Origin of the sequence: Actinoplanes flavus (assembly GCF_017592555.1) — a bacterium.
Lineage (GTDB): Bacteria > Actinomycetota > Actinomycetes > Mycobacteriales > Micromonosporaceae > Actinoplanes > Actinoplanes flavus.
This window is the reverse complement of sequence record NZ_JAGFNS010000008.1, coordinates 260,853-273,381: the sequence shown is the minus strand read 5'-3', so window position 1 is coordinate 273,381 and position 12,529 is coordinate 260,853. Positions and strand designations below refer to the sequence as shown.

At 70.8% G+C, this 12,529-nt stretch carries 11 protein-coding genes; 5 read left to right on the top strand and 6 right to left on the bottom strand.

Features of this window, described 5'->3' with window-relative positions:
* Positions 1-9: 9 nt before the first annotated feature.
* Entirely contained in the window at positions 10-804 is a 795-nt protein-coding gene (locus J5X75_RS14815) for an alpha/beta fold hydrolase (RefSeq protein WP_307798083.1), read from the top strand.
* 77 nt (positions 805-881) lie between these two features.
* On the opposite strand, the gene J5X75_RS14810 is transcribed toward J5X75_RS14815, so the two are convergent.
* Positions 882-1,409: a flavin reductase family protein gene (locus J5X75_RS14810; RefSeq protein ID WP_307798082.1), complete on the bottom strand. Its 528-nt coding sequence runs from the start codon at positions 1,407-1,409 to the stop codon at positions 882-884.
* Positions 1,410-1,483: 74 nt separating this feature from the next.
* On the opposite strand from J5X75_RS14810, the gene J5X75_RS14805 reads away from it, so the two are divergent.
* Both J5X75_RS14805 and J5X75_RS14800 read left to right on the top strand, forming a co-directional pair.
* Positions 1,484-2,788 carry a radical SAM protein gene (locus J5X75_RS14805; protein WP_208467942.1) on the top strand — a complete coding sequence of 435 codons (1,305 nt, stop codon included), beginning with the start codon at positions 1,484-1,486 and terminating at the stop codon, positions 2,786-2,788.
* Positions 2,785-4,089 carry a M20/M25/M40 family metallo-hydrolase gene (locus tag J5X75_RS14800; protein WP_208467941.1) on the top strand — a complete coding sequence of 435 codons (1,305 nt, stop codon included), beginning with the start codon at positions 2,785-2,787 and terminating at the stop codon, positions 4,087-4,089. Before J5X75_RS14805 ends, J5X75_RS14800 begins: the two co-directional genes overlap by 4 nt.
* Positions 4,090-4,114: 25 nt before the next feature.
* On the opposite strand, the gene J5X75_RS14795 is transcribed toward J5X75_RS14800, so the two are convergent.
* The 4 genes from J5X75_RS14795 to J5X75_RS14780 form a co-directional block, all read right to left on the bottom strand.
* The gene (locus J5X75_RS14795) at positions 4,115-5,215 is read right to left on the bottom strand and encodes a hypothetical protein (protein ID WP_208467940.1); all 1,101 of its coding nucleotides are present in this window, start codon (positions 5,213-5,215) and stop codon (positions 4,115-4,117) included.
* 182 nt (positions 5,216-5,397) lie between these two features.
* Positions 5,398-5,796, bottom strand: coding sequence for a nuclear transport factor 2 family protein (locus J5X75_RS14790; protein WP_208467939.1), 399 nt, complete (start codon positions 5,794-5,796; stop codon positions 5,398-5,400).
* Between the two features lie 75 nt (positions 5,797-5,871).
* Entirely contained in the window at positions 5,872-7,308 is a 1,437-nt protein-coding gene (locus J5X75_RS14785) for an Ig-like domain-containing protein (RefSeq protein WP_208467938.1), read from the bottom strand.
* 171 nt (positions 7,309-7,479) lie between these two features.
* Positions 7,480-8,079, bottom strand: a complete 600-nt coding sequence (locus J5X75_RS14780; protein ID WP_208467937.1) for a DUF4291 domain-containing protein — start codon at positions 8,077-8,079, stop codon at positions 7,480-7,482.
* Positions 8,080-8,456: 377 nt separating this feature from the next.
* Here J5X75_RS14780 and J5X75_RS14775 point away from each other — a divergent pair, with 377 nt between their 5' ends.
* Positions 8,457-10,049 carry a restriction endonuclease gene (locus tag J5X75_RS14775; RefSeq protein WP_208467936.1) on the top strand — a complete coding sequence of 531 codons (1,593 nt, stop codon included), beginning with the start codon at positions 8,457-8,459 and terminating at the stop codon, positions 10,047-10,049.
* A gap of 27 nt (positions 10,050-10,076) precedes the next feature.
* On the opposite strand, the gene J5X75_RS14770 is transcribed toward J5X75_RS14775, so the two are convergent.
* Positions 10,077-11,492: a Fic family protein gene (locus J5X75_RS14770; protein WP_208467935.1), complete on the bottom strand. Its 1,416-nt coding sequence runs from the start codon at positions 11,490-11,492 to the stop codon at positions 10,077-10,079.
* An 89-nt stretch (positions 11,493-11,581) separates the two neighbouring features.
* Between J5X75_RS14770 and J5X75_RS14765 the strand changes: the two genes are divergently transcribed.
* Positions 11,582-12,442: a hypothetical protein gene (locus J5X75_RS14765; protein WP_208467934.1), complete on the top strand. Its 861-nt coding sequence runs from the start codon at positions 11,582-11,584 to the stop codon at positions 12,440-12,442.
* Positions 12,443-12,529 lie beyond the last annotated feature (87 nt).

Genomic DNA, 12,529 nt, shown 5'->3' with positions numbered 1-12,529 from the left:
CATGCTCGGGTGAGGCTGAACAGTGTGGAATTCGGGTCGGGCGTGCCGGTGGTGGCCGTGCACGGGTGGACGGCCGATCACCGGCTGATGTCGGGTTGCCTGGAGCCGGTGTTCGGCGAGCGGCCCGGCTACCGGCGGGTCTATCTCGACCTGCCGGGGATGGGGCGGTCGCCCGCGCCACCCACACTGGACAGCTCGGACGGGCAGGTGGCGGCCGTGCACGAGTTCATCGGCGAGGTGCTCGGCGACGAGCCGTTCCTGCTGGTGGGGGAATCGTATGGCGGCTACCTGAGCCGGGCCGTCACCCGGGACCGCCGTGACCAGGTGCTCGGCCTGGCGCTGATCTGCCCGATCGGCGCCGAGGTGCAGCCGTCCCGGCGGTCGCTGCCGGCGCGGGAGGTGCTGCGGCCCGATCCGGCCGCCGTCACGGGGCTGGACCCGGCGACGGCGGCCGCCTTCCTCGAGATGGCGGTGGTGCAGAGCCCGGCGGCGGCGGCCCGCTTCCGCGACGAGATCATGGTGGGGCTGGAGATCGGCGACCAGGAGGCGATCGCCCGGGTCGAGCAGCGGTGGGCGTTGAGCGTCCCACCGGAGACCGGCGAGCCGTTCCGCCGGCCGACACTGATCCTCACCGGGCGGCAGGACCACGTCGTCGGGTGGGCGGACCACGTCGGGCTGCTGCCGCACTACCCACGCGCCACGTTCGCGGTCCTCGACGTGGCGGGGCACAACCTGCAGATCGATCAGCCGGTCCTTTTCGAGGCGCTGATGCACGAGTGGCTCGACCGGGTGAGGCGGGGGTGAGGCCGCGCAGCGGCCGGAGCGGCAGCTCAGCCCGGCGCGGGCGGCACGGGCCGGCCCCGCGCCCGGGTCGCGGTGCGCTACGGGCGGGGTTCGATGTGGTGGGGGGCGGGCTTCCCCGTACCGATGAAGAGGTTCTTGTCGTGGTGGATGAGAGGGTGATCCGGCTCGCCCAGGATGACCTCGATCACCTCGGCGATGACGAGGGTGGATTCGCCGACCGGGACGCGGTGCAGGGGAGTGGCGCGCAGCGCGGCGACCGCGTCCGGCAGGTAGGGCTCGCCGGTCGGGAGGTCGGCCCAGCCCTGACCGGGGGTGAACCGGGCGCCGCCGGAGGAGGCGAAGTCGCGGGCCAGCGTGGCGTGCCCGGGGCCGAGCAGGTTGATCACCAGGCTGGGGGCGCCGAGCAGCGCGCGGCCGGAGCGGGAGCCCATCACCGAGAAGGACAGCGCGGGCGGGGCCGTGGAGACGGACGCCACGCTGGAGGCGGTGAGACCGGCCGGGCCGGCCGCCGTGATCACCGCCACTCCCGCCGCGTGACGGCGGAAGGCGGCGCGGAACAATTCGCTGACCTGGTGGTCCGTGGAACGCACGGTGACGCTTGACACGGAGCAACCGTAGAACCTCAAGCCCGGTTGAGGTCAACTGGCGTGTTACGGTCCGACGCGGGAGGACGTCAACAATGCAGACGCGTACGGATCTCGTTGAAGATCTCATGGGGCGGTTCCCGCACGTGCCGCGCGAGGCGGTGATCAAGGAAGACCTGCTGCGGGGCGGGCTGGCGTTCGACGACTCGGCGCTCACCGACAACGAGAACGGTGACGTGAAGCCGAAGTCGTACTTCATCTTCTCGTTCGACCACCGCACCCTGCCCGAGCTGGGTGAGGCGGCGCTGCGGCGACCGCCGGAGGAGATCGTGCTCACCGGCGGGCCCTACGACCTGCGCCGCACGGTGGTGTCGGTGCGGATCAACCCCACCTCGCCGTACCGGGTGAAACCGGGCGACGACGGGCGGCTCAAGCTGTTCCTGGACGGGCGCGAGATCGCCGAGGTCGGGCTGCCGCCGATGCCGGACTACTACCGGCACACTCTCGCCAACGGCAAGCAGGTGATGGAGGTCGCCCCCACGATCCAGTGGGGTTACCTGGTCTACCTGACGGTCTTCCGGGTGTGCCAGTACTTCGGCGCCAAGGAGGAGTGCCAGTACTGCGACATCAACCACAACTGGCGCCAGCACAAGGCGGCCGGGCGCCCCTACACGGGGGTGAAGCCGGTCGACGAGGTGCTCGAGGCGCTGGCGATCATCGACAAGTACGACACCGCCAAGACGTCGCACGCCTACACGCTGACCGGCGGCAGTGTCACCAGCAAGGTCGACGGGCTGGCCGAGGCCGACTTCTACGGACGGTACGCGCAGGCCATCGAGGAGCGCTTCCCCGGCCGGTGGATCGGCAAGGTCGTGGCCCAGGCGCTGCCGAAGGAGGATGTGCAGCGCTTCTACGACTACGGCATCCGGATCTACCACCCGAACTACGAGGTGTGGGACAAATACCTCTTCGAGCGCTACTGCCCCGGTAAGGAGCGGTATGTCGGCCGGGAGGAGTGGCACCGCCGCATCCTCACCTCGGCCGAGGTCTTCGGGCCGCGCAACGTGATCCCCAACTTCGTGGCCGGCATCGAGATGGCCGCGCCGTTCGGCTTCACCACCGTCGACGAGGCGATCAAGTCGACCACCGAGGGCCTGCAATATTTCATGTCCCGGGGGATCACGCCGCGGTTCACCACCTGGTGCCCGGAGCCGACCACGCCGCTGGGCAAGATGAACCCGGAGGGCGCCCCGCTGGAGTACCACATCCGGCTTCTGGAGGCGTATCGGGCGACCATGGAGGCCAACGGGCTGACCAGCCCACCCGGCTACGGCCCGCCCGGCGCCGGCAACGCGGTCTTCTCGGTCAGCTCGTTCATGGACAGCCTGCCCGCCGAGTGACACCGATCGCATCGTTCCAGGCACTGCTCCGCATCCCCACGGTCTCCACCCGGGATGCGGAGGCCTGGGACCACTCCGTGTTCGACGCGTTCCACGCCGAGTTGCGTGCACAGTTCCCCCTGCTGCACAAGACGCTGGAGCTCACCCGGGTCGGCAGTCACGGCCTCCTGTTCCGCTGGCCGGGCCTCGCCAAGGACCGGCCGGTCGTGCTGATGGCCCACAGCGACGTCGTACCGGTCGAGGGCGAGTGGACCCATCCGCCGTTCGGCGCGGTCGTCGAGGACGGCATCATCTGGGGCCGCGGCACCCTCGACTGCAAGGGCAGCCTCGCCGCGATCTGCCAGGCCGTCGAGGACCTGCTCGCCGACGGCCACACCCCGGCGCAGGACGTGTGGCTGTCGTTCGGCTGCAACGAGGAGGTCGCCGGGGACGCGGCCCCGCTCGCCGTCGAGGAGCTGCGGCGGCGCGGGGTGATCCCGTGGTTCGTGCTCGACGAGGGCGGCGCGGTCGCGTACGACGCCTTCCCCGGCGTCGAGAAACCGATCGCGGTCATCGGCGTCACCGAGAAGGGCATCACCTCCCTCGAACTGCGCGTCGACGGCCGCGGCGGGCACGCCTCCACCCCGGCCCCGCTCGGGCCGACCGCGCGGCTCGCGCGGGCCATCACCCGGCTCGACCGGTCGCCCATGCGGGCTTCCGCGCCGGACGCCACCGTCGAACTCTTCCGCCGGGCGGCGCCCCATGCCAAAACCCCGATGCGGTACGCGCTGAGCGTCGCCGTCCGCAGCCGGGCGCTGCTGACCCGGCTGCTCCTGCTGGCCGGACCCGAGCCGGCGGCCATGGCCCGCAGCACGATCGCGGTCACGACGCTCAGCGGCTCGCCGGCGCTCAACGTGGTGGCCGCCCGGGCCACCGCCGGGGTGAACATCCGGATCCTCGTCGGCGACACGATGGCCGAGGCGATCGCGCACGTCCGCAAGGTCATCGACGACCCGGAGGTGCGGATCCGGGTGGTCGACGCGGGCGAGCCGTCGCCGTCGTCGCCGCTGGACGAGGCGTTCGACCTGATCGCGGCCACCACCGAGGAGCACTTCCCGCACGCGGTGACCTCGCCGTACGTGATGATGGCCGCGACCGACGCCCGCCACTTCACCAAGATCAGCGACCGGGTGTACCGGTTCACGCCGTTCGAGATGACGAAGGCGCAGCGCGAGTCGATCCACACCCACGACGAGCACATCACCGTCGACGCCTACCTCAAGGGCATCGCCTGGTACCGGACCTTGATCGAACGGCTGTAGCCGGGGCCGAGCCGGTGCCGTCGCGCTAACCCGAGCCGGCCGGCGGAGTCCCCGAGCCGGCGCCGGGGGCCGCGCTCGGCTCGGCGCCGGGGGCCGCGCCCGGCCCGGCGTCGAGGGCCGGAGCCGATCGGGCCGTCCCGTGCCGCTCGCCGTGCTGGGCCACCGCCTCGATCGCGGTCGCGACCGCGCTCGCGATGATCGCCGCGGGAGGTCCCGATGCGCCGGCCGAGGCCTGCGCGGCGGTGGACGCCGATGAATTCTGCGTCGCGGGCGGTGGCTTCGCGCCCGTCGTCCGCAGCGAGACCAGCCGGGAGAGCGCGTCGAACCAGAACGGCGCTCCCAGCATCAGCAGCAGGGCGGTGGCCAGCCAGCCGGCGACGTGCGACGTGGCCCACAGCGGGTTGTCCCAATGGGTGCCGCTCTGCCAGCCGACCGGAATGCCGATCCCGGACACGTCCTGCACGGCTTTCACGCTTTCGTCGATCAGGTCGTCCGGTGAGGTGCTCTTCGCGGCGGTCTGCTCGGCGGCATTGAGCGCCGCCTGCCGGATCGACGGTTGTTGCCAGAGAATCTGCGCCAGGTGGAAGATCGACACGTTGCCGGCCACCGCCAGAAAGAGGCCGACGGCGAACAGCACGCCGGTGGCCCACCGCTTGTAGGCGCCGCTGAGCCGGCTCATCGTCTCCTCGTACCAGTTCTCGATGGTCGCCCGCTTCTCGGCGCTGAGCCCTTGACGGTCGGTCTTGAGCATCGCCAGCCGGGCGTCCAGGCCCTTGGCCGGCGCCTCGGTCGCCTTGTCGGTCAATTCCTCGAGCGCGTTCACGAACGACTTCGCGGAGAGGTAGGCGGGGCCGGCGCCGGTTCGGAAGAAGCGCCGCCCCCGGGAGGCCGCGATGGTCGCGCTCTGGTAGATGGTGGTCTCCTTGAACCTCGCCAGGGCGTCCTTCGCCTCCTTGTCGAAGGACCCGCTGCCACTGAGCATCTGCCCGATCGTCTCTTCGAGGTCTTTGGACCGTTTTCGCAGAAGCCGCGCGGCCCCCTCGACCAGCCCTGAGGCGAGTGAGGACAGGACGAAGAGCACCAGCGCGAGCCCGATCGCGGTTTCCAGGGCCTGTGAGCCGAGCATCCGCGTTCCTTCCCTGCGCCGCGTGGGACGTCCGCGCGTTCCCACGCTAGAAGGCGGGTGCCGACCACCTTGATCGAATGCCGCACCGGTCGTTCCGGCGGGTGATCGTGCAGTCCTTCCTGCGGGCCCTGAAGGCCGCCGCCTGATCCGGACCGCCGGCTCGCCCGATCCGTCGAACAGCGTCAGCCGAGGTCGCCGAACTCCCAGAACGCCCGCAGCGCCGCGATCCGGCCCGCCCCGTCGCCGCGGTAGGTGAAGACGCCGTACACCCGGGTGGAGTGACCCCCGGGCAGGGTGATGTGGATGCTGCCGACGTCGGCCACCTCGTCACCGCACAGGTAGGACCGCTCGATCTCGAAACGCATCCCGTCGACCAGCCCGATCACGTCGTCGTAGAACCGGGCGATGGCCGCGGCCCCGCGATGCCCACGACCGTCCGGGCAGAGCGGGGACGGCCCCACCGGATCCTCGACGATCGCGTCGTCGGCGAACAGTCCGAGCCAGCCCGCACGGTCCTTCGCGCCGGCCGCCGCCTGCGACCGCCGCGCCAGGTCACGAACGCTCCATGCCACCCGCGTCATCGCCCGAGAATAGAACACGTTCTACCGGCGGGGAAGGCGAGCCCGGTGCGGCATGGCCGGGGCCGCGGCAACCGTTCAGCGGCGGTAGACCCGTTTGGTCGTGTACTTGACGTTGCCGGCCTTGTCGTACGCCCGGAGCTGGACGGTGAACCTCTTGCCGTACTTCTTGGGGTTGAGGGTGAAGGTGTAGGTGGCGTTCGTGTCGGTGGCGACGACCTTGCCATCGACCAGCAGCTGCACCCGGGCGATGCCGTTACGGTCGGCGGCGGTCGCGGTCAGCGTGGTCCTGGCCTTCAGTTTCGCGAGGTTCTTCGGGGCCTTCCGGTAGGCCACGGACGGCGCTGTGTTGTCGACGATCACCGTTCGCCAGACGAATCGTGCGTTGCCGAGGTTGTCCACGCTGAGCCAGGTGATCTGGCGTTTCCCATCCCTTCCGGAGGACACCGTGTGCGCGTCGGCCCGGGATCCGGCCGGGTTGTCCGGTGCTTGCAGCGCGACGTAGGCGACGCCGTGCGCGTCGGTGGCTTTGACGCCGGTTCGGAACGTGGCGCCGCGGATCAGCGCTCCCTCGGCGGGGTAGACGGTCATGGCTGGGGCGTCCTTGTCCAGGTTCACCGTGAACGAGGTCGACGCGGTGTACCCGAACGGGTCCCAGACCTGCAGGGAGATGTCAGCCGTGGCCGCGGGATGGTTGGCCGGGACCCAGCTCAGGGTGGGATCGCTGGAGACGATCCGGCCGTCCACCCGCCACTCGTAGCGGGCGATCCTCGACTTGTCGCGGATCACGGCGCGCAGGCGACTGACCTGCCCGACCCAGGCGCCGCCCAGATCCACCCGGCCCGGCGAGTACGCGCTCACCGAATCGACACGCTCGATGACCGGCGCCTCAGCGTCCACCACGTAGCGGCTGTCCTGGATGCCCGTGTTGCCGGCCCGGTCGGTGAGCCGGAAGTGCGGCCGGGTAGTGCCGCCGACAGCGTTCCAGGTGAACTCCCACGGCGCTTCGGTGCGCGTGGCCAGGACCTCGCCACCGTCGAACAAACTGGTCATCTCGACCTTGACGATGTCGTCGGCCATGCCCGACAGCCGCACGGTGACCGGTCCGCTGGGCAGTATGGAATTCACCGGCGGTGACAGGGTCACCGGCCCGATCTCCTTGTCGATGCGGACCGTGGTGGTCACGACCTCGCTCCTGTTCCCGGCCGCGTCGATCGCCCAGAGGCTGAGGGGCAGCTCCGCGTCGTGCTGGACCCGGTTGGTGGTCTCCACCGTGCAGGACACCGCTCCGCAGAACACGTGATCGCGCAGACCTCCGAGCAGGCCCTCGATCTTGACGACACCGACGTCATCGGTCACGACCGGTTCGAAACGGAACCTCCGCGGGATCAGTTGCCCCGGCTGAACCCCGAGGTCGACGATCACCGGCGCCGTGGTGTCCGGGTCCGGATCATCAGCGAGGGCGGGACTCGCCGAGGCGGCCACCAGACCGGAAACGACCGCCGCGACCAACACCGGGCCCTGCCTCCGATGACTACCGGCACTGAATACCATCTGAACCCCCGTGATCGAAACCGATCGCAGCGTAACGCATCGATACGACGATGCGGCGGCCGGAGAAGTGTCGGCCTCACGGCAGAGCCCCCGCTCACGCTCGGGGACCTTCGATGGTCGAGGTCCGGGCTCCTAAGCCAGGTCGGCCTGGAGACGGCGGGCGGTCGCGGGGGCGAGCGGGTACGGGCGTTCCGGGGGAAGCAGCCGTTGGGCCTTGGCGGCCTGACCGGACCGGATCAGCGCATCGATCTTGTGAACGGTGGGGGTGAGGTCGGTGAGGCCGACGACCCAGTGGTCGGCGTACGCGCGGATCAGCGCACGGCCGATGCCGACCTGGATGCTGTAGTGGTTGAGCGCCGCTCCCCGGGCCGACCGTTCCGGATCCCACTGCACGTGCACGTTCGCGGCGTCGAACGCCGTGTTCCAGGCGGCCGTGCCGCCGTGGATCCCGGGCACCGGTGCGGTGAGGACCGCCTGTGACAGCGCCTGCTCCCAGCCGGTGCGGGTGATCCGGACGGCCAGGACGCGTTCCTGACCGGGCTTGCGACCCCAGTTGCTCCGGTGCATCAACCACAGCAGAGACGGTTTGATCCACGTCATCCGGGTGAACGAGAACGGGGCCACGAATCGCCCGGCGGCCAGCGCCGGATCCGCGATCGCCGGCCCGAACGCCTGGTACATCACGATCGTGTCGGCATCGAAATCGGCGCGGATCTGGCGCAGCAACGTCATCGGCCCACCCTGTCGTCCGGTCTGATCGATGCCGAACTCTGCCACCCGGGCGCTGCCCGGCCCATCGATTTCGCCGGCAGGGTTCCCGCTCAGTCGTCGGCGGCTACACCGCGATCGCGGCCCGGTCGTCATGGACAGTGCCGCCTCGACCCTCATCGCCGTCCACGGCGCCACCGTAGCGCGATCCTCGGCGCACCTTCGGTGGACCCGGGGATGCCCGTCCGGACAATAGTGGATACGGCGAAGATCCACACCGGGTGGCCTGCGGTACGGTCGGCCGACCGCGGCGGCACGCCGTGCGTACGCGACCGATCGGCGACAGGTCACCGTGGACCGTCGTCGGCACGCGTACCTCGCCTTGACCAGAAGGACCACCGATGGCGGGAAAGCGCAACCCCGGAGTCCTCGACCTGCTGGTGGAGGCGCAGCGGCGCCGTCAGCGCGAGCAGCAGGCGCAGCAGCGCGCCTGGGAGGCCGCCCACGCGGAACAGCAGAAGGCGCATCGTGCCGCGCAGCGGGCGGCCGCCCGCGGGCACAAGGCCCTGCTGGAGGCCTACCAGCGTGATCGTGACGCCGATGCGGCCCGGCAGACGGCCGAGTTGGAGCAGCGCATCATGTCGCTGGGCCGGATCCTGATCGACGGTGTCGCCCTTCCGCCCCTGCAGCCGGCGTACCTGAAGACGACCGCACCGGAGGTGCCGTTCCAGCCCGGGGTCCTCGCCCAGCCGATACCGATGCCTGATCCCGCTCGCTACCAGGTGCCGTCGTTGCCGGCGTTGCAGGCGCTCCACCCCACGGCCCGGCGGGCGCACGCGGATCAGGTGGCTCACGCTCGCGGCCGGTTCCAGCACGACTGGCAGGCGGCACAGGCCGCGGAAGCCGACCGGCTTCGCCGGCTGGACGAGGCGCAGCGGCAGCATCAGGCCTGGCTGTACGCCCAGCAGCGGCAGGCCGCGGAATACAACGTGCGGGTCGACGCCCTGCCCGGGCGACTACAGGCCGGCGTACGCGAGGCGGTCGAGGAGTATTTCACCGCGGCCATGTACGTCGCGGCGGGGTGGCCGGCGCCGTTCCCGCGCCAGGTGGGGATCGAGTGGGACAGCGCCGATCGGCAGCTGATCATCGACTGGCAGCTGCCGGGCTTCGAGATCGTTCCGGACGCCGACCGGATCCGGTACGTGAAGACCAGCGACGAGCACAAGCGGATCGCGATGCCCGCCGGCCGGCGTGCCGCGCTGTACCGTGACGCGATCTGCCAGAGTGCCCTGCGTGTGGTCTCCGACCTGCTTCGCGCCGACCACTACGGATGCGTGACGTCGGTGGTGTTCAACGGTTACGTCATGGCGCGGGATCCGGCCACCGGCCAGGACACCGAGCGCTGCCTGATCAGCGCGACGGTCCGCCGGGAGGATCTCGGCGGAGTGCACCTCGCCGAGGTCGACGCGGCGGCTTGCCTTCGTCAGCTCCGTGCCCAGGTGTCGGCCCGCCCGGAGCGGCTGGAGCCGGTACGGCCCGGCCGCCGGGCCCGCGGTTCCGCTGAACCGCGGGGAGCGGCCGTCGACGACCAGGACGACCTCTACCAGATGGATCCCGGGCGCTTCGAGGAACTGGTGGCCGAGCTGTTCCGCGTTCGCGGACTCGAGGTGACGAAGACCGGCCGCAGCGGTGACGGGGGCGTCGATGTCGAGGCCCGCGATCCGGACCCCATCACCGGAGGACTCATCGTCATCCAGGCCAAACGGTATCGGGCCACCGTCTCACCCAGCGTCGTCCGGGACCTGTACGGCACGGTCCAGCACCGCGGAGCCATCAAGGGCGTCCTCGTCGTCACCTCCGGATTCGGTCCCGGCTCGCAGGAGTTCGCCCACGGAAAACCGCTGACGCTGATCAACGGCACCGAACTGGCGAACCTGCTCGCCCACCACGGTTTGCAGGGCCGCCTCGGAACCCTCGATCACCAGAAACCCTGAAACGCGGCCGTCGGTTCTCGTCCCGAGTCAACGGGGGATCTGCCGGATGAGGACGGCTATGAGCCTGGCCAGGCCCTCGGCGGCGTTGGCGTCGGACACCGGCCAGCGGGTCATCAGCAGCGGCGTGGCCCGGTCCAGCACCACGCCGTCGCGGGCCAGCACGAAGTACAGCGCGAGCGCCGCCGATCGCGCGTTGCCGTCGGCGAACGGGTGGAAGTGCAGCACGTCGAGGTAGACCCGCGCGGCCCGCGACGGCAGGGGTACGGCCGGGTCGGTGGCCTCGGCGAGACACGCCTCGAACAGTTCGGGCAGCTCGTCGCGGTACGCGTACCGTTCCCGGCCGGCCAGCGCCCAGGCGTGCGTGGTGCGAAACGGTGCGGCCGCCACGGCGAGCACCTTCCGTTGCCACACCTCCAGCCGCGCGAACGTGAGAGGGCCGCCCTCGGCCACGTCCGCGTCCACCAGGTCCAGTGCGGCGAGGACGCGGTCGGTGCTGTACTTCTGTTTCGAGAGGTAGTCGGCGATGCCGTCGCGTGCGGTGCGAGCCGGACCGGAGACGTGCTCGGTGGCGTGCTCCCAGCGGGCCGTCTGCCGGACCTGTCGCCAGGTCGTGAGAGCGTCCGGAGCCATCGGTGGCCAGATCCGTGGCGCCCGCATCGCCGTGGGTAGCTCGGTGCTGCGCCGACTCGGCCAGTCCTGCGGCCACGTGTCCGGCCACCCGTCCCGCGGTGGCGTGACGCCGGTCAGCCTCGCCGCCAGGGACTCCGCGGCATCGGCCACCTCCGCGCCCAACGGGGAGACGAAGCTCCAGAAACGCCCGCCGATCGCCTCGTCGACGAGCGCGTCGTGATCTTCGCCGGGCACCTCGGCGACGGTGAGGAACCATTTCAGGGCCAGGGCGCAGACGGGGTACCAGTGTTCGTCCGCGCCGGACCGGGCCGCCACCGTCGCGACCAGAGAGGTGATCGTGGCTTCCCAGGCGGCGGCGGCCGCGCGGGGTTCGGTGGGCAGCGGCAGGTGCCCGGTGAAGAGTTCGGCCAGGTCCTCGAGGAACGTCCGCCAGTCCAGCAGCGCCCCGGCGACGGCACTGAGCGTCTCCTCCGGCGTCGTGGTCGAATCCCGGGCGCCGTTCCATCGCACGATCAGCGCGCCGTCAGCCGTGTGTCCGGCCATCTCGGCGGTCCAGCCGCGGGCCCAGTCGCCGTACTGCTCGCCGAGAGCGACGGTCATCGCCCGCTGCCAGTTCCACCGCGCGTGGTCCGCGTCGTGGTCGAAGCCGCGCGTGGCGTCGTACCGGTAGGGCTCCGGCACGCCGCCCGCCGGAGCCACGGCCCGCACCACGTCCAGCACGGTGCCCGGGTCGAACGGGTGCCGAGCGGGGTCGACATCGGCCCAGGTGAGGGTGTCGATCCGCAGCCGCGGGTCGTCATGATCGATCGTCATCGCGGGCCATCGTGCCATGCGGCTTCGAAGAACATCGACCCTGTCGTCGGGCCCGTGGGGCGTCATGCCGGGCGAGGTATCTTTCCTGCGTGAGGACGCGCAGGTTCCCCCTGGTGCGGGCGGATCTGGATCAGTCCGTGTGCCCGCTGCCCGACGACATCGCCGAGACGCTGGCGGAGACCGTCGTCGTGGTGCTCGATCATCGCGTGCTGGGGACGACCCCGGCGCGGGAGACGTTCGAGGCCGGCGTCGTTCAGGATCCGGGGTGGCGGCTCACCGGGATCGCCTGGCCCGCTGACCTGCGGCCCGGCGTGCTGGTCACGGTCTCCCGCAAGGACGGGCAGGTGCTGCTGCGGACCGTCGTGCTGGACGAGCCGATGCGGGTGGACGGCGTCGACTACTTCCATGAGTACGACCCTCGGGTGATCACCCGCGAGTTCGACCCCGGCGTGTCCAATCGCGGTCAGGTGCTCAACGCGGTGCGGCGGCTCGGGCGGGTCTTCGAGGATGGCAGCGCCGTCTTCGCCGAGGCCGAGCTGCCGCGGCACTGCGGGCTGGGCCGGGGCAAGAAGGGGCAGTTCCTGCTGCGGAACGCGGTCGAGCAGCTGCTGCGCGAGGGCTATGTCACCCGGGTGACCGGCAGCACCGGGCCGGACGGGGAGCTGAACTATCCGGCGGTGGCCGGCGAGGAGACCCTGGACCTGCTGTTCTACGCGCCGCTGGTGGAGCAGGCGCCGCTGCCGGGGGAGTCCGGCGAACACGGCGACGGGCCCGGCGGGGAGCACCGGGCGCACTGGGTGAACGGGTTCGTCCGGCGGCTGCCGGCCGGCGCGCACGCGTCGAAGAAGCAGCTCAACCTGCATCAACAGGCGATGGAGACCGAGGAGATCGACGGATTCACGCTGGAGCCGGGCTACACCTTCGTGAAGAAGCACCACCGCGGCGGATGAGCGCGCCGCACAGGTTCAACCGAAAAACGCTCAAGTAGCGGGATTCAGTCGGACTTTTCAGGGCGTGCACCCGAAGGTCGGAGAAGT

Bases quoted from the DNA above. Each gene is read 5' to 3' on its own strand.
- J5X75_RS14770 (WP_208467935.1), bottom strand. From the start codon at position 11,492: ATGACGATCGATCATGACGACCCGCGGCTGCGGATCGACACCCTCACC.
- J5X75_RS14780 (WP_208467937.1), bottom strand. From the start codon at position 8,079: ATGACGTTGCTGCGCCAGATCCGCGCCGATTTCGATGCCGACACGATC.
- J5X75_RS14790 (WP_208467939.1), bottom strand. From the start codon at position 5,796: ATGACGCGGGTGGCATGGAGCGTTCGTGACCTGGCGCGGCGGTCGCAG.
- J5X75_RS14775 (WP_208467936.1), top strand. From the start codon at position 8,457: ATGGCGGGAAAGCGCAACCCCGGAGTCCTCGACCTGCTGGTGGAGGCG.
- J5X75_RS14805 (WP_208467942.1), top strand. From the start codon at position 1,484: ATGCAGACGCGTACGGATCTCGTTGAAGATCTCATGGGGCGGTTCCCG.
- J5X75_RS14795 (WP_208467940.1), bottom strand. From the start codon at position 5,215: ATGCTCGGCTCACAGGCCCTGGAAACCGCGATCGGGCTCGCGCTGGTG.